The 17,358-nt window shown below is 65.8% G+C and carries 12 protein-coding genes; 5 read left to right on the top strand and 7 right to left on the bottom strand.

Translation table 11 applies throughout. From position 1 onward, the window contains the following. Nucleotides 1-85 precede the first annotated feature (85 nt). Genes nadC through NF551_RS10865 form a run of 4 tightly spaced genes read left to right on the top strand, consistent with a single transcriptional unit; the run spans nt 86 to nt 5,097 of the window. On the top strand, nt 86-1,048 hold the full coding sequence (gene nadC, locus NF551_RS10880; RefSeq protein WP_227894691.1) for a carboxylating nicotinate-nucleotide diphosphorylase: 963 nt from the start codon (nt 86-88) through the stop codon (nt 1,046-1,048). Beyond that, nucleotides 1,045-2,199, top strand: a complete 1,155-nt coding sequence (locus NF551_RS10875) for a cysteine desulfurase family protein (RefSeq protein WP_227894692.1) — start codon at nt 1,045-1,047, stop codon at nt 2,197-2,199. The genes nadC and NF551_RS10875 overlap by 4 nt, the downstream gene beginning before the upstream one ends. A gap of 49 nt (nt 2,200-2,248) precedes the next feature. Beyond that, nucleotides 2,249-3,619 carry a M20/M25/M40 family metallo-hydrolase gene (locus NF551_RS10870; protein ID WP_227894693.1) on the top strand — a complete coding sequence of 457 codons (1,371 nt, stop codon included), beginning with the start codon at nt 2,249-2,251 and terminating at the stop codon, nt 3,617-3,619. Beyond that, nucleotides 3,619-5,097, top strand: a complete 1,479-nt coding sequence (locus NF551_RS10865; protein ID WP_227894694.1) for an MFS transporter — start codon at nt 3,619-3,621, stop codon at nt 5,095-5,097. The genes NF551_RS10870 and NF551_RS10865 overlap by 1 nt, the downstream gene beginning before the upstream one ends. A gap of 54 nt (nt 5,098-5,151) precedes the next feature. Here the strand turns inward: NF551_RS10865 and NF551_RS10860 are convergent, their stop codons facing one another. From NF551_RS10860 to NF551_RS10840, 5 genes are all read right to left on the bottom strand, one after another. Beyond that, nucleotides 5,152-5,634, bottom strand: a complete 483-nt coding sequence (locus tag NF551_RS10860; RefSeq protein ID WP_227894695.1) for a MarR family winged helix-turn-helix transcriptional regulator — start codon at nt 5,632-5,634, stop codon at nt 5,152-5,154. Between the two features lie 4 nt (nt 5,635-5,638). After that, complete coding sequence (locus NF551_RS10855; protein ID WP_227894696.1) at nt 5,639-6,754, bottom strand: LLM class flavin-dependent oxidoreductase; 1,116 nt, start codon at nt 6,752-6,754, stop codon at nt 5,639-5,641. Between the two features lie 129 nt (nt 6,755-6,883). Next, nucleotides 6,884-10,006: an efflux RND transporter permease subunit gene (locus NF551_RS10850; protein WP_227894697.1), complete on the bottom strand. Its 3,123-nt coding sequence runs from the start codon at nt 10,004-10,006 to the stop codon at nt 6,884-6,886. A gap of 142 nt (nt 10,007-10,148) precedes the next feature. Continuing rightward, a complete protein-coding gene (locus NF551_RS10845) occupies nt 10,149-11,645 on the bottom strand; it encodes a malate:quinone oxidoreductase (protein WP_227894698.1) in 1,497 nt (498 codons plus the stop codon). Nucleotides 11,646-11,769: 124 nt separating this feature from the next. Further along, complete coding sequence (locus tag NF551_RS10840; RefSeq protein ID WP_227894699.1) at nt 11,770-13,440, bottom strand: ABC transporter substrate-binding protein; 1,671 nt, start codon at nt 13,438-13,440, stop codon at nt 11,770-11,772. Nucleotides 13,441-13,572: 132 nt separating this feature from the next. Between NF551_RS10840 and NF551_RS10835 the strand changes: the two genes are divergently transcribed. Further along, on the top strand, nt 13,573-15,291 hold the full coding sequence (locus NF551_RS10835) for an ABC transporter ATP-binding protein (RefSeq protein ID WP_227894700.1): 1,719 nt from the start codon (nt 13,573-13,575) through the stop codon (nt 15,289-15,291). An 86-nt stretch (nt 15,292-15,377) separates the two neighbouring features. Here the strand turns inward: NF551_RS10835 and NF551_RS10830 are convergent, their stop codons facing one another. Together NF551_RS10830 and NF551_RS10825 are read right to left on the bottom strand one after the other, a co-directional pair. Then, nucleotides 15,378-16,319, bottom strand: a complete 942-nt coding sequence (locus NF551_RS10830; protein ID WP_227894701.1) for an ABC transporter permease — start codon at nt 16,317-16,319, stop codon at nt 15,378-15,380. Further along, the gene (locus NF551_RS10825) at nt 16,316-17,320 is read right to left on the bottom strand and encodes an ABC transporter permease (RefSeq protein ID WP_227894702.1); all 1,005 of its coding nucleotides are present in this window, start codon (nt 17,318-17,320) and stop codon (nt 16,316-16,318) included. Before NF551_RS10825 ends, NF551_RS10830 begins: the two co-directional genes overlap by 4 nt. Nucleotides 17,321-17,358: the final 38 nt, after the last annotated feature.

Below are 17,358 nucleotides of genomic sequence, written 5' to 3'. Positions count from 1 at the left end.
CTGCACTCCATCCTCCGATGCGCCGGGCCGCGTCCCGCGGAGCCCGCCTACCCGAACCTGCCTGACCGATGAACGGAACCAACAGATGACCAACACACAGCTTCCCGCACGCACCGGGACCGGCGGCGCACCCACCCCGCTGCCCCGGACGGGCGGCGCAGCGCCCCTGCCGCTCCCGGCCCGGGCGGTGGATGACCTCGTCTCCGCTGCGCTCGCAGAGGATGCCCCGTGGGGCGACCTCACCTCACACGCACTGATTCCGGAAAACGCCATTGCCACCGCGTTCCTGACCGCCCGCGAAGAGGGAATCTTCTGCGGCGAACAGGTCCTTGAGGCAGCCTTCCGGCTGGCCGGCACCGGCACCGCCGTGATCCAGCTGGTCCGCGACGGGGAGCGCTTCGACGCCGGCGCCATCCTGGCCGAGATCACCGGACCTGCCCGGACCGTGCTCACCGCCGAACGGGTGGCGCTGAACCTTGCTCAGCGGTTGTCCGGGATTGCCACGCTGACAGCCAGGTTCGTGGCGGAAACCGAGGGAACCAGGGCCCGCATCGCGGACACCCGCAAGACAACCCCCGGGCTGCGGGCACTTGAACGCTACGCGCTGCGCTGCGGCGGCGGGTTCAACCACCGCTATTCCCTCTCCGACGCGGTCATGGCAAAGGACAATCACCTGGCCGTCCTGGCCGCCGCCGGACTGGACCTCGCCGCAGCGCTCCGCGAGGCAAGGGACAAGCTCTCCCACACCGTGCATTTCGAGGTGGAAGTGGACTCCCTGGACCAGATCGAACCTGTGCTTGCCGGCGGAGCGGACACCGTACTGCTGGACAATTTCAGCGTCGAGGACCTGCGCCGCGGAGTGGAAGCCGTCAACGGGCGGGCATTGACGGAGGCCAGCGGCAACGTCCGGCTGGATACCGTTGCTGCCATTGCCGCCACCGGTGTGGACATCATTTCCGCCGGTGCCCTAACCCACAGCGTCCGCGCACTGGACCTTGGCCTGGACATCCGCGCCTCGCTGGCAGCGCAGCAGGAGTACCGCGAATGATCTACTTTGATGCCGCTGCCACCACACCGGTCCGCCCGGAGGTCCTGGCCGCGCTGGCGCCGCTGTACACAACCGACTTCGGCAACCCCTCCAGCACCCACTCGGCGGGGGAGACCGCAGCCCGTGCCCTGGACTACGCCCGGCGCACTGCCGCGGAGGTACTCGGCTGCCGTCCCGGGGACATCGTCTTCACCTCGGGCGGCACGGAGGCCGACAACCTCGCTGTGAAAGGGCTGGCTCTTGCTGCACCGCAGGGGCGGCACATCGTCTCCAGCGCCGTCGAGCATCCCGCTGTGCTGGAATCCCTCGCCTACCTTGCCCGGCACCACGGGTTCCGGATTACCCTGCTGCCCGTGGACTCGGATGGCCGCGTGGACCCGGCTGAGGCCGCGGCTGCCCTGACGCATGAGACCACGCTGTGCACGGTCATGACTGCCAACAACGAGGTCGGTACCGTGCAGCCCGTTGGAGAGATTGCCCAAGCCTGCCGGGACCGCGGCATCCCCTTCCACACCGACGCGGTGCAGGCGGCCGGCTGGCTGCCGCTGTCTGTGGAAGGAACGGGGATTGACGCCATGAGCATCTCCGGACACAAGCTGGGAGCACCCAAAGGCTGCGGGCTGCTGTATGTCAGGGGAGTGCTGCCGCTTGAACCGCTGCTCCACGGCGGGGGACAGGAACGCGGACGCCGTTCGGGCACCGAAAACGTGGCCGGCGCGGTCGCCGTGGCTACAGCGCTGGCGCTCGCGGACCGTGAGCGTGACGCCGTCGCCGAACGTGCCCGCGGATTGCGTGATTACCTGATCGGCGCCGTCCTGGACCAGGTGCCCGGAGCGGTCCTGACCGGCCACCGCACCGAACGGCTTCCCGGCCATGCCTCCTTCTGCTTTCCCGGGACCAGCGGGGAAGCAGTCCTGCTGGAAGCCGAACGGGCCGGAGTGCTCTGCTCCTCAGGGTCGGCCTGCGCGGCCGGATCCGACGAGCCGTCCCCGGTCCTCACGGCGATGGGTGTGGACCGTGCAACAGCCCAGTCTGCGGTGCGCCTTACTTTCGGTCCCTCGGTCCGGGAGAACGAAATCACCATGGCTGCCCGCGCGCTGGTCACCGCAGTCCGCCGGGTCAGGGAGCTGCAGCCGAACACGCCGTCGTAGCATCGCGTAGCAAACCGGACCGGGACTCTGCCGCCCCTACACTCATGCCATGCATACGAGCACTCCTTCCGCTGCCGTGCCGCACCAGGCGCTGGGCGAAGCGGCGGCACCCAAGCTGGCCCGGCTGATCACCTGCCGCACCGTCTCCTCCCGGGAACCCGGAGAGGTGGAGACAGCCGAGTTCGAACGGTTCCGCAGCGAACTGGCCGCACTGTTCCCCGCCGTGCACGCAGGCCTGTCCCTGGAACATATCCGCGGCGGCCTGCTCTTCCGGTGGCAGGGGCGCCGGAACGAAGAGCCCGTGGTGCTGATGGCGCACTATGACGTCGTCCCGGTGGAGGACGCCAGCACCTGGGACCACCCGCCGTTTGGCGGCGTCATCGCAGACGGGTTCATCCACGGCCGAGGGGGGCTGGATGACAAAGGATCGCTGGCGGCGATCATGGAGGCCGTGGAAACGCTGCTCACGGAAGGATTTGTTCCCGAGCGGACCGTCTACCTGTCCTTCGGTGACAACGAAGAGACCGCGGGGGACACCGCGGCCGAAGTGGCCCGGGTGCTGGAGGAACGCGGCATACGCCCCTGGCTTGTGCTGGACGAAGGCGGCGCCGTCGCCGGACAGGCGTTCCCGTTCGTCAGCCGGCCGGTTGCCGTGATCGGAGTCTCCGAAAAAGGGATCCTCGACGTCGAGCTCTCCGTGAACGATCCGGGAGGCCATGCCTCCACACCCAGCCGGGGCGGCGCGACGGCCCGCGTAGCCCGCGCCGTCGTTCGGCTGGACAACAAGCCATTCCCCGCCTCGCTGCATCCGGTCACCGTCGAAATGCTGGGTCGATTGGCAGCCGGGGCTTCCCGCCTCCCGGCGTTCCTCTTTGCCCGCGCCGGCGCCCTGGCCCTGCCGCTGACCAGGGTTTTCGGTGCCCTGGGCGGCGAACCGAATGCCATGACCCGCACCACTGTTGCCGTGACCATGCTGCAGGGCTCCAAGGCAACCAATGTACTCGCCACCCGGGCCAGCGCCGTCGCCAACGTCCGGATCGCGCCGGGGGAGAGCATCGAGTCCGTCCTGGAGCGGATGCGGAAGACCATCCGGGACCCGAAAGTGGTGCTGCGGGTCGTGGAAGGGACCGACCCGTCGCCGGTGTCCTCCACCGGCAACGCCCAGTTCGCCGCCCTGGAACAGGCCATCGGCGAGGTGTTTCCGGATGCGATCGCGGCACCGTACATCATGATGGGCGGCACCGACTCGCGCCGGTTCACCGGCATCAGCAAGGCCGTCTACCGGTTTGCCCCCTTCCGGATGGACAAGGCGGCCAGGGCATCGATCCATGCGGATAACGAGAAACTGGCGGTCCGGGCCTTTGGTGAAGGCATCGCGTTCTACCGGCACCTGCTTCAGAACCTGGAAGCGGCCTCCTGATGCGCGCCCTGGGGCCGATCGTCCTGTTCCTGTTCCTGGTCGAAATCACCAGCGGCATCCTGCAGGGGTACTACACGCCCATCCTGACCGACGTCGCCCGGAACCTCGGAATCGCCGACGGCGATGTGAACTGGTTCGAGGCAGCGCAGCTGATGTTCAGCGCGCTGGCCGTCCCCGTCCTGGCCAGGCTGGGCGACATCTACGGGCACAAACGGATCCTGCTGGTTTCCACCGTGCTGACGGCTGCGGCCTCCTGGGGTGTGGCGTTCGCGCCGGACTTCTGGACGTTCCTCGTGGCCTGGTCGCTGCAGGGCTTCTACGTGGTGTGGCTGCCCCTGGAGATCGCGCTCATATTTGCCCGGGTCGCTTCGAAGCCTGACCGTGCGGCGCTGACCCGCAAAGCCGCCGGCCTGCTGGTGGGTGGCCTCCAGTTCGGCGTGATTGCCGGCGCCCTTGCGGCGGGTGCCCTGATCGGCGTCTTCGCAGGGAACCTCCAGCTGACCCTGATGGTCCCGGCAGTTGCCGCAACGCTGTGCATCTTCGCGGTGTGGTTCGGGGTGCCGGAATCTGCGCTCCGTGCCGGCGGCGCGGTGGACATCAAGGGGTTCGCACTGCTGGCCGTGGGCCTGCTGCTGCTCACCTCCGGGCTGACCTTCCTGCGCATCAACGGAGCAGGCACCTGGTGGGTCTGGCTGGTGCTGCTGGCGGGCCTGGCAGCCTTCGTGCCCTTTGTGCGCTACCAGCTGCGGATCGACGAACCGCTGGTGGACATCCGGATGCTCCGTTCCCCGTCCATGTGGCCGGTGCAGCTCACCGCAGGACTCTTCGGCATCTCGGTGCTGGGAGCACAGGCGCCCATGTCAACCTTCGCCCGGACCGACCGGGAAGTGCACGGCTACGGGCTGGGGCTCGAGGCAGGCTCGGTGTCCCTGATTATCGGGGCTTACGTGCTCGCGGTGCTGAGCGGGGCCCTGCTCTTTCCGTTGGCGGCACGGCTGACGACGCCGCGGATCACACTCAGCGGTGCTGCTGCGGTGGTCGGCATCGGCTACGGGTTGCAAGTGCCCTTCCACGATTCCCTTCCCCAGACCCTGGCCAACATGGTCATCGCCGGACTTGGCTCCGGCGCACTGGTTGCGGCGCTGCCGTCTGCCGCGGCAGCCGCAGCACCGCTGAACCGCACGGGCATGGCCACTGGGTTGACGAACACCACCAAGACGATCGGCGGGTCCTTCGCCTCCGCCGTCTTCGGCATCGCGCTGCTCAGTGCGGCGGGGGAGTCGCTGGGCGGCATTACGGGTGCCGCGACGGCAGCTCCCTTGTCGGGCTATCTAACGGTATGGACGGTCTGTTCCGTGACGGCATTCGCTGCTGCCGCAGCCCTGTTGCTGGTGCCCCGGCTGGCCTTTGCCGACGCGCCGCTGGTTCCGGGACTGGCCGAAGGCACTCTTCCTGCCCCGGGAGAGAATTCGCGCTAGCCGGGGGACGGACAGCGGGGCCTGCGAAGGGAAGCCCCGCTGTCCAGGGCCGTCTCAGGCCTGGTTCGACTTCGCCTCCGGCTGGAGGCCCGCCAGCAGTTTGTCCGTCAGCGCCTTCAGCTGGACGAGTTCCTCCTGGGTCAGCGAAGGAGCGAGAAGTTCATGGATTCCGCGGACGTGGATCCTTCCGAGCCGCTTCTGCACTGCCCGGCCCTCATCCGTCAGGGAAAGTTCCACGCCGCGCTGGTCGTTCAGGGCCGGGCGCCGCTGCACCAGGCCCTTGCCCTCCAGCCGGTCCATCATCCTGCTCAGGCTCGGCTGGCTGATGAGCAGGTGCTCGTTCAGCTCATTCAGCCTGGTCCAGCCGGTGGGGCAGCGGCTGAGGTTGAACAGTACGTCGTATTCCCGCATGGTGAGTTCCTTGAACTCGGGGTCCCGCTGCAGCCTGCGCATGACACTCACCTGGGCACGGAAGAGGGATTCCCAGGTTTCGGCTGTCTGTTTGAGGGGGGACACCCCGTTGGTCTCGGAACTCATTCCATTAGCCTACTGAAGTTGCGGCCGGCGTGGCGCCGGACGCGGCCTGCTCGCGTGCGGCGACCCGCGCAGCGTGGGTAGGTCCGTCGGGTACGTGCGTTGGACGCCTGGAATCCAGTTCCCGGCGCAGCTCGGGCAGGACATGCTCACCGAAGAGGTCCAGCTGTTCCAGGACGGTCTTCAGCGGCAGGCCTGCATGGTCGATCAGGAAGAGCTGGCGCTGGTAATCGCCGAAGTACTCCTGGAAGGTCAGCGTCTTTTCCAGGACTTCCTGGGGGCTGCCCACAGTGAGGGGCGTCTGCGCGGTGAAATCCTCCATGGACGGGCCGTGGCCGTAGACCGGCGCGTTGTCGAAGTACGGCCGGAACTCGTTCACGGCGTCCTGCGAGTTCCTGCGCATGAAGAACTGCCCGCCCAGGCCAACAATCGCCTGGTCCGCCGAGCCGTGGCCGTAGTGCTCGTAGCGCTCACGGTAGAGGCCGATGAGCTGCATGTAGTGTTCCTTCGGCCAGAAAATATTGTTGGCGAAGAATCCGTCACCGAAGTAGGCGGCGATTTCCGCCACCTGGGGCGTACGGATCGAACCGTGCCAGACAAACGGTGCGACGCCGTCGAGCGGGCGGGGCGTGGCGGTGAAGTTGTGCAGCGGCGTGCGGAACTTGCCTTCCCAGTTCACGCTCTCCTTGTCCCAGAGCTGGCGCAGCAGGTTGTAGTTCTCCACGGTCAGGTCGACCGAGTCCTGCGCGTTCTTGCCAAACCAGGGATAGACCGGAGCCGTGTTTCCCCGGCCCAGGACGAGGTCCGTGCGGCCGTCAGAGAGGTGCTGGAGCATGGCGAAGTCCTCGGCGATCTTCACCGGGTCATTGGTGGTGATCAGGGTGGTTGCCGTGGAGAGGATGATCCGTTCCGTCTGCGCCGCAATGTAGCCCAGGAGGGTGGTGGGGGATGACGCGTAGAACGGCGGGTTGTGGTGCTCGCCGGTCGCGTAGACATCCATGCCGATCTCTTCGACCTTCCGGGCGATGGCGACGGCGGCCTTGATGCGCTCACCCTCCGTGGGCATCCGGCCGGTTACCGGATCACGGGTGATGTCGCTGACGCTGAATACGCCGATCTGCATGGTGTGCCTCCCTGGGCGTATATGCATTTGCATCTAATGTCAGGATACAACAGGCGGTCCTGACATTTCATTCCGCACAGCAAAAGACCCGCCCGCCGGGAAGGCGCGCGGGTCTTCTGCAGGCTCGGATCAGGCCGTGGCCTGCCCGGCGGCTTCCTCCCTGGCCAATGCACGGCGTTCCCGCGGGCCCTCAACGAGCTGGTACAGCACAGGTACCAGCACCAGGGTGAGCAGGGTGGAACTGACCAGCCCGCCAACCACCACGATCGCCAGCGGCCGCGAGATGAACCCGCCTTCGCCGGTGACGCCCAATGCCATAGGCGTCAGCGCGAAGATCGTGGCCAGTGCCGTCATCAGGATCGGCCGCAGCCGCTGCCGGGCACCGCGGACAATCGCATCCTGCACCCTCATGCCGGGGCGGCTGCCGTCCGGGCGCCGGTACTGGTTGATCAGGTCCACCAGCACGATGGCGTTGGTGACCACAATGCCTACCAGCATCAGCATCCCGACCAGGGACGGAAGCCCCAGCGGCACGTTGGCCACGAGCAGCAGCACGATCGCGCCTGTTGCCGCGAACGGAACGGAGACCAGGAGGATCAGCGGCTGGATCAGGGACTTGAACGTCGCGACCATGATCACGTAAACGATTGCGATGGCAGCCAGCAGTGCCCAGCCCAGCTGGGTAAAGGATTCGTTCTGCTGAGTGGCTGCACCGCTGAGCGTTGCGGTCACGGAGGTTGGCAGGTCCACAGTGGCCAGTTCTGCCTGGACTTCGGTAATCGCTCCGCCGAGGTTGTCCCCGGCAGGAGTCACCGAGACGACGGCGGTGCGTTCTCCGCCGGAAGAGGACACCGAGGTGGGGACGGCGACTTCTTCCACGACCGCGAGTTCGCTGAGCGGCACGGGACCGGCCGCCGTCGGAACCGGGATAGCCGCCAGCTGTTCGACGGTGGCGACTTCGGTGCCTTCGCCGATCAGGACCGGGAAATCGTCAGTGCCCAGGCGGACGGTGCCTGCCGGGAGCGGACTCAGGGTAGAGGCCAGGATCCCGGCGACCTGCTGCTCATCCAGCCCGGCGGCCACAGCCTTGGCCCGGTCAATGGAAACCTGTACGACAGGTTCCGAAGACGCCAGGTTCGACGTTGCCTCGGATACCCCCGGGAGATCGGACATGGCCTTGACCAGTGCGTCGGTTGCCGGCTGCAGCTCTGCCGGATCTCCGGCCGAGATTTCGATGTCCACAGTGTTGGACGTGCCGAAGCCGCCGCCCTGGGTGCCCAGGGTCACCGTACCGGCGTCGTCCCCGAGGTCTTCGAGCTCCTTCCGGACCGTCTCGCGCAGTTCTACCTGGTCCGCGCCCTGTTCGGTGATTACGGTGAAGTTCGCTACCGAGGCGCCGCCGGCACTGAACGCAGCGATGCCGGAGGTGGAGGTGCCCATGGTCACCTGGACGTCCTTCACGCCCTCGGTGCCGGAGAGGATCTCTTCGACGCCGGCAGCGGCTTCGGAGGTGGTTTGAAGCGAACTGCCCGGTGGAAGCTCCTGGCGGACGCTGAACGTGTTCTGTCCGGTGTCCCCGAGAAGGTTGGTCTGCAGCAGCGGGGTGAGCGCCGCCGTTCCGCCGAGGATCAGCACACCGGCCAGCAGGGTGTAGACAGGATGGCGCTGGGTGCCGCGGAGGATGGGCAGGTACCCTCGCTGCAGGAACGTGGACTGTTCACGCTGTTCCGCTTCCGCACGGTAGGCAGCGGGATCGCTGACCGGCTTGGGTGACTTCAGGAACCAGTACGCCAGCACCGGCACGATGGTCAGGGAGACCAGCAGCGAGGCCAGCAGTGCCAGCGACGTGGTCACCGCGAAAGGCCGGAACAGTTCCCCGGCCAGGCCGCCAACCAAGGCGATCGGAGCGAAGACCGCCACGGTGGTCAGGGTGGAGGCCGTGATGGCGCCGGCAACTTCGCGGACGGCAGTGAGGATCGCCGTCCGTTTCGCTTCCCCGTAGCCCAGGTGCCGTTTGATGTTCTCGATGACCACAATGGAGTCGTCCACCACCCGGCCGATCGCGATGGTCAGGGCGCCCAGGGTCAGGATGTTCAGCGAGTAGCCAAACGCCAGCAGGCCGATGAAGGTCACCAGCAGGGACAGCGGAATGGAAACGGCCGTCACCAGCGTGGACCGGACCGAGAGCAGGAAGACCAGGATCACCAGCACGGCGAAGCCCAGGCCAAGCAGGCCCTCGGTGGTGAGGTCGGAGATGGACTTCTCAATAAACGGTGCCTGGTCGAAGATCACCGTGAACTTTGCGCCGTTCCCCAGTTCGTCCTGCAGCGAGGGCAGCAGATCCAGTACCTCGTGGGAAATGCCCACGGTGTCCCCGGCCGGTGTCTTGGTGATGGAGATGGCCAGGGTTGCCTCGCCGTTGGTGCGGGTGATCGACGTCTGTTCATCCTCCGTGATTTCCACGGTGGCGACGTCGCCTATGGTCGGCGGTGCGGAGCCCGTCGCCGCTGCCTCGGCCTGGATGGGCAGTGCGGAAATCTTCTCCAGCGAATCGAGCGGGCTGCCCACCTGGATGGAAAGCGTGCGGCTGTCCTCGTCGACAGTGCCGGCGGGGATTAGCGCGCCGCTGTTCTCAAGGGCAGCGGAAATGTCCGACGGCGTCGCGCCCAGGGCGGCCAGTGCTGCCTGGTCGGGCTGGATCGCGATGTGCCGCTCGGAACCGCCGGTCACCTCTGCGGTGCGCACGCCCTCGATCTTCTGCAGCCGCGGGACGGTCAGCCGCTGCAGGTCGGAGCTGAGTTCGCTCAGCTCCTCATCACTAGAGACAGCAAGGTAGACGATCGGGAAATCGCTGATACTGCCGGCCAGGGACTGCGGATTCGTGTCCTCCGGCAGCGACTGGCGGGCGTTGGAGATCGCCCGGTCCACCTGACCCCGTGCCCGGTCCAGATCGGTCCCGTAGGCGAAGGTCAGGGTAATGGCGGAAATCGAGGAGCGCGACGTAGCCGAGGAAGACTCCAGGCCTTCGACCGCGGTGAGGGCAGCTTCGAGCGGTTCGCTGATCTGCTTGTCCACGACTTCGGGAGATGCACCCGGAAGAGCGGTGATAACGCTGATCTGTGGGAATTCCAGTGCGGGTATGAGTTCCTGCTTGAGGGAGTTCAGCGAAATCACGCCGAAAACCGCTACAAAAACTGTGATGAGGGCGATGAGTGCCCGGTTGGAGAGCGAAAGCTTGGCCAGACGGTCCATTTACCTGCCTTTTTACGTAGACGAAATCATCATACGTGCGCAGCGTTGCCCGGCACCGGGGCCGGCGCGAACGGGGCAGGTTAACGCAGCGGTGCCCCGGTCCCATGACGGAACCGGGGCACCAGCGTGCAGCGTCCTGGACTTAGCCCAGCTTCAGGACGCGGTTGGTCTCTGCCGTGATTTCATCGGCCAGGGATTCGTTTTCGTTCAGTTTTACACCGTAGCCGGGGATCATTTCCTTGATCTTGGCTTCCCATCCGGCGAACTCGGCCGGGAAGCAGCGCTTCATCAGGTTGATCATGATGGGCGGGGCAGTGGAGGCTCCGGGGGAAGCGCCCAGCAGGGCGCCGACCGTACCGTCCGCGGAGGTGATGAGCTCGGTGCCGAACTGCAGCACGCCGCCGCTCTTGGGATCCTTCTTGATGACCTGGACACGCTGTCCGGCGGTGATCAGGTCCCAACCTTCGGTGGCCGCTTCGGGATAGAACTCGCGCAGCGCCTTGGTCTTGCCTTCGCGGGACTTCAGGACCTCCGTGACGAGGTACTTCACCAGGGACATGTTGTCCTTGGCGACGGCCAGCATCGGCACCAGGTTGTGCGGGCGGACGGAGAACGGCAGGTCCGTCAGGGCGCCGTTCTTCAGGAACTTGGGGGAGAACCCGCCATACGGGCCGAACAGCAGGGACTTCTTGCCGTCGACGAACCGGGTGTCCAGATGCGGAACGGACATTGGCGGTGCGCCTACCGAAGCCTGGCCGTAGACCTTGGCGTTGTGGGCAGAGATGATCGACTCATCAGTGGAGCGCAGGAACTGGCCGGAGACGGGGAAGCCGCCAAAGCCCTTGCCTTCCGGAATGCCCGAACGCTGCAGCAGGTGCAGGGCGCCTCCGCCGCCGCCGATGAAGACGAAACGGGCTGAAACGGTACGGGAAGCCTTCGTAGCGCGGTTGCGGACAGTGACATCCCAGCCGCCGCCGGAGTTCCGGGTGAGGTTGGTGACTTCGTGGCCGAAGTTGAGCTCGGCGCCGTTGGCTCCGAGGTAGTTGACCAGTTCGCGGGTGAGGGCACCGAAGTCGACGTCGGTGCCGCCTGCGACGCGGGACGCGGCAACGCGCTGGCCGGAGTCGCGGCCCTGCATCAGCAGCGGGGCCCATTCGGCGATCTTGCCGTGATCCTCGGAGAACTCCATGGTTTTGAACAGCGGCTGGGCGCTCAGGGATTCATAGCGCTTGCGCAGGTAGTCCGAGTGGGCATCTCCCCAGACGAAGCTCATATGGGGCAGCGGGTTGATGAAGCCGCCGGAGATGTGGCCCTGGTCCACAAGGTGGGACCAGAACTGGCGTGAAACCTGAAACTGTTCGTTGATCCCGATGGCCTTGGCCGGGTCGACGGTGCCGTCCGGGCCGGCGGGGCTGTAGTTCAGCTCGCACAGCGCCGCGTGGCCGGTGCCTGCGTTGTTCCAGGGATCGGAGCTTTCGGTCCCGGCGCGGTCCATCCGCTCATAGAGGGAAATGTCCCAGTCCGGTGCCAGCTGCTTCAGGAACGCCCCGAGGGTCGCGCTCATGATGCCGCCGCCGATCAGCAGTACATCAGTTCTGTTTGCGGACTTCTCCGCCGGGCTCTCAGCAGTCAACTTCATATCTCCAGTCACGTGGACGCTAGCCTAAGAAGCGTATCCCTCAGTGCCGCGCTTACTAAAATTGTGTGCCGGGTCCGCCGCAGCCCGCGTGCAGGAGGACGGCGGATCGGCAGATGCTTCCACGCTAGTCGGTGAGGCGGATCTTGTTGAAGACCTCGTTGAGGAGCGGGGACGTCGGGTACTGGGACACGCGGGGCGAGACGGTCAGCGTGGAAATCGGGAAAGCCAGCGGAACGGCGGGAACCCGGGTGGAGATCCGGTCCGAAATGGAGCGGTAGGCGTCGGCCCGATCATCGTCCGCCGGCAGCGTCCGGGCACGGTCGATCTTCGTGAAAAGCTGCGCATCCTCATAGCCGAACTCTTCGCTGTAGGCGCCGAACAACGTGCCGACGAAGTTGTCCGCATCCATGTAGCTTCCGCTGAGTCCGGAGAGATGCAGGGCACGGTCCCCGTTCTTCGAGACCTGCTCCAGGTAACCGTCAGACCATTCCACGGGAACGGGCCGGATATTCAGGCCGGCAGCCGTGAGCTGGCGGCTTAGCTCCGCATAGACCTTTTCCGGATTGGGAAGATAGGCCCGGGTGACCCGGCGGGGGTAGTAGAAGGGCAGTTCCTCCCCGGCATACCCGGCTTCTTCGAGCAGTTCCTTGGCGCGGTCCGGGTTGTGTCCGTAATTGGTGACGTTGTCCGAGCGCAGTCCCAGCTTTTCGGGCAGGAACTGGTTCGCCGACTTGCTGCCGTTCAGGAACAGTCCCTCCAGCAGGGCAGGCTTGTCCACGGCGTGGGCAATGGCCTGGCGCATTTTGGGCTCATCCAGGCCTGGGAAGTTCTGGTTGATCCCCAAATAGAGGATGGAGTAGGGATCACGCTGCAGGATCTGCATGCCGGCGCGGGCCAGTTCGCCGACGTCGGAGACAGTCACCAGGTCGTAGCCGTCCACTTCGCCGTTCTGCAAGGCGCGCAGCCGGCTTTCCGGGCTGGTGATGGTCCGGAAGGTGACGTTCTGGATCTGCCCGCGGTCGCCCCAGTAGTCCGGATTGGACACCAGCTGGACCTCGTCCTCAGCCCAGCTGGAAAAGACGAACGGTCCGGTTCCGACCGGATGCTGCGCGTAGACCGAGAGCCGGGTGCCGTTCCGGTCTTCGGTCAGCTCGTCCGCACGTCCTTCAGCCAGGGCACGCGGCGAAGCGATGCCGAACTCGGGCGAGGCCAGTGCAGGGATGAGGCCGGTCAGCCGGGTATTGAGTTCCAGCCGGAAGGTGTTTTCGCCCGTGGCCGTACAGGACTTGTAGGCGGACAGGTCGGGGGTGTCGGAGAAGCCCTTGAAGACTGACCGGAAGGCCAGGACCTCGGTGCCCCGCGCTGAGACGGGGAGGTTGTACCAGCGGTCAAAGTTCGCGCAGACCGCTTCAGCTGTCAGCGGCTCCCCATCGTGGAAGGTGATGCCGCGCTGAAGGGTGAAGTCATAGATGCGTCCGTCCTCAGATACCGACCATTCCTGGGCCAGCAGGGGCACGGGAGCTGAGGTCAGCGGGTCAACGCCCACCAGCGTTTCCAGGACCTGGCGGGTCACCCGGTGAGACTCGGTGTCCACTGCCAGGAAAGCATCAAGGCCGGCCGGACGGGCGGCTGTGGCGAAGGTGAACGAAGCCGAAGGCCCGCCGGACGCCGACGGCGAGGCCGAGGTGCTGGGCGCGTCGTCGTCGGGGCGGGCGGCAGTGCAGCCGGTGAGGACGAGTGCGGCGGCAGCGGCAGAAGCCTTAATAATGGAGCGCCTGGTGGCGGATGTTGTCACAGCTTCTGGGTTCTCCTCCGGGACGCACCATCCCTGCCTGATCGGTCGATTTCTTAGTCTAAATGATAAAAAACCGGTAAAGGCGGGTGAGAGTTGCCTCACAAGTGCCCGTTGGTAAGGCAGGATATGGAAATGACTGAAACCAGCCCTGAATCTCCGCTGCTAGAAGTGACCGATCTCGCCGTCGGCTTCCGGACCATGGAAGGCCCCGTGCAGGCGGTCCGCAAGGCCGGATTCAGCCTCGGTGCCGGGAAAACCCTGGCCATTGTGGGCGAATCCGGATCCGGCAAATCCACCACCGCCATGGCGGTCATTGGGCTGCTTCCAGGGAACGGCAAAGTCACTTCGGGCAGTATCCGCTTTGACGGGCGGGAGCTGGTCGGGCTCCCGGAATCCAAGATGCGCGCCGTCCGGGGGCGGTCCATTGGACTCGTTCCGCAGGATCCGATGTCCAACCTGAACCCGGTGACCAAGATCGGCACCCAGGTAGCAGAGACGCTCCTGGTCCACGGCATGGCCACCGGCAAGGACGTGGACCGCAAGGTCGTGGAGGTGCTCACCGCAGCCGGCCTTCCCGATGCCGCCGAACGGGCCAAGCAGTATCCGCACGAATTCTCCGGCGGTATGCGCCAGCGCGCGCTGATCGCCATTGGGCTTGCCTGCAGGCCCCGCCTGCTCATTGCCGACGAGCCCACCAGCGCGCTGGACGTCACGGTGCAGCGGACCATCCTGGACCAGATCGAGAGGATGACCGAAGAACTGGGCACCAGCGTCCTGCTGATCACCCACGACCTTGGTCTGGCCGCCGAACGTGCCTCCGATTTGGTGGTGATGCACCGGGGCGAGGTCGTCGAGACCGGGCCTGCACGCCAACTGCTGGAGGACCCCCAGCATCCCTATACGCAGTCCCTGGTGCGTGCTGCGCCCAGCGTGGCGGCCGTGCGCCTTGCACCCGGCGCGTTTGCCGCGCCGGCCTCTGAACGGCTGCATGCAGTCGGCGGCGGAGAAAGCGCCGGCACCGGCACTGACACAGCTGGAACTCCGGCTGCGGTGGATAACATCGTGGAAATCCGGGACCTGAACAAAGTCTTCTCCATCCGCGGCAAGGCCGGAGACTTCCATGCAGTGCGGAACGTGAGCCTTGAGATCCCGCGCGGCAAGACAGTAGCCATCGTGGGGGAGTCCGGATCGGGCAAAACGACGACCGCGAGGATGCTGCTCAAGCTGATCGAGCCGACGTCGGGCACCATGACGTTCGACGGCGTTGACGTTGCTTCGCTGCAGAAGCGCGAGCTGAGCAGTTTCCGCCAGCGGGTGCAGCCGATCTTCCAGGACCCTTACTCCTCACTGGACCCGATGTTCACCATTGAACGGATCCTGGACGAACCGCTCAAGACCTACAAGCGGGGCGATCGTGCAGAGCGTGCTGCCCGGGTACGCGAACTCATGGAACAGGTTGCCCTGCCTGTGTCCATGCTGCGCCGCTATCCGGCGGAGCTCTCGGGCGGGCAGCGCCAGCGTGTGGCCATTGCCCGTGCCCTGGCACTCAAGCCCGAGCTGATCGTCTGCGATGAGCCTGTCTCGGCACTGGATGTCCTGGTGCAGGCGCAGATCCTGAGACTGCTGGGGGACCTGCAGCGCGAGCTCGGGTTGAGCTACCTCTTCATTTCCCACGACCTGGCCGTGGTCCGGCTGATCTCGGACTACGTCTGCGTCATGAAGGACGGTGAGCTGGTGGAAGCGGCGACCTCCGAAGAGGTCTTCCAGAATCCGCGGCACCCGTACACCCGTAAGCTGCTTGCCTCCATTCCCGGCAACGAACTCAACATCGAAGGCGAGCTGGCTTCATAGCCTGCAGCAACCTCACGGCACACCGGCAGAAAAAGACAGGGCCTGCTCCATGGGAGCAGGCCCTGTTTTTGTGTCCGCTGACGGAGTTACTTGCGCCGCGTCTTGGGATCCAGTGATTCACGCAGCGACTCACCCAGCAGGGTGAAGCCGAGGGCCGTGATGGCAATGCAGATGCCGGGCAGGAACGCGAGCTGCGGTGCCACGGCAAGTTCGTTCTGTGCGTAGGTCAGCATCCGCCCCCATTCCGCGCTCTCAGGCCGTCCGCCGCCGAGTCCCAGGAAGGACAGGGCCGCGGCGTCGATCACGGCGGTGGCCAGGGTCAGGGTCGCCTGGACGATCACCGGGCCAACACTGTTCGGCAGCAGATGGCTCATGGTGATGGTCCGGGTGCTTAGTCCCAGGGCCTGCGCGGACAGGATATAGTCCGCGCCCCGCTGGCTGATCATGGACGACCGCAGGAGCCTGGCGAAGATCGGCACCTGGGATACCCCGATGGCGATCATCACCGCCGACGGCGTCTGTCCCAGCACGGCCGCGATGCTCACGGCCAGCAGCAGGTTCGGGACGGAGAGCAGGATGTCCACGAACCGCATGATGACGTTGTCCACCCAGCCGCCTACGCCGCCGGCAATGACGCCGAGCAGCATGCCTCCGGCCAGTCCAAGCGCGGTGGAGATAACGCCGATCAGCAGGGACGCGCGGGCTCCCCAGATGAGCTTGGACAGGACGTCGCCGCCAAAGCGGTCCAGCCCGAGCGGAAAGCCTTCGATGTCACCGGGGCCGGGGATCGACGTCGGCGTGATTTCGGTGCGGCCCGGCAGTTCCTCGCCGCCGTATGGCGCAAGGATGGGTGCGAAGACGGCGACCAGGATAAACAGGCCCACGATCACGGCGCCCGCGATCGCCGCGGGGTTGCGGCGCAGCCTGCGGAAGGCGTCACTCCACATTCCGCTGCCGCGTACATCAGGGGCGGCCGGTTCGTCGGGGCGGACAGCGCCGCCTGCCGGCGGCGGAAGAACTGTACTCATTGCACCCTCACCCTCGGGTCGATGAAGCCGTAGGAGACATCAACCAGCAGGTTGATCAGGGAATACGCCACGGCGATAAAGATGATGAAGCCCTGCAGCACGGGATAGTCCAGGTTGAAGATGGCGTCCCGCAGGAACCTTCCCACTCCGCTGAAGGCGAAGACCGTTTCGGTCAGGACGGCACCGGAGATGAGCAACCCTGTCTGCAGGCCAATGGTCGTGGTGACAGGGAGCATCGCGTTGCGCAGCACGAACCGGCTGCGGATGGTCTTTTCCATCAGCCCCTTGGCCCGGGCCGTGCGGACATAGTCCGCGCCCTGCACTTCAAGGACGGACGCGCGGGTAATGCGCACGATGATCGCCAGCGGAATCGTTCCGAGCGCAATGCCTGGCAGCACCAGGTGCATCAGCGCATCCCAGGAGGCGTCCCACTCCCTTGTTAAGAGCCCGTCCAGGACATAGAAGTCCGTGACATGCGTGGCGTTGATGCGCGGATCCTGCCGGCCATCCGTGGGGAACAGCGGGATTTGGATGGCCAGGAGCCACTTGAGGATGAAGGCGAGGAAGAAGACCGGCACCGTGATGCCGATCAGGGAGAGCACCACGGAGGAGTGGTCCCAGAACCTGCCGTAGTGCCTGGCAGCCAGGTAGCCCAGCGGAATCCCGATGCCGATCGCGAAGATCAGGGCCACGGCGGCGAGTTCCAAGGTGGCCGGGAAACGGGTGGCGAACTCTTCCAGGACGGGACGGCCGGTCACGGTGGAGGTGCCGAAGTCGCCCTGCAGGAGTTTGCCGACGTAGGTGAAGTACTGCTCAATGAGGGGCCGGTCGAAGCCGTAGGCCTCATTGATCCTGGCGATGGCCTCAGGTGTGGCCTTGTCGCCCAGGAGGGCGGTGGCCGGGCCGCCGGGAAGGCTGCGGACCCAGATGAACAAAAGGATGGACAAGCCGATCAGGGTCGGGATCAGCATTAACAGGCGCTTGCCTATAACTCGCAGCACGAGTGTCCTTTCTCAGCCGGTTGTGCGGCTGCTGAAAA

Source organism: Arthrobacter caoxuetaonis, from assembly GCF_023921125.1.
GTDB lineage: Bacteria > Actinomycetota > Actinomycetes > Actinomycetales > Micrococcaceae > Arthrobacter_B > Arthrobacter_B caoxuetaonis.
The sequence above is the reverse complement of the archived record's forward strand: the minus strand, read 5'-3'. Positions and strand labels throughout refer to the sequence as shown.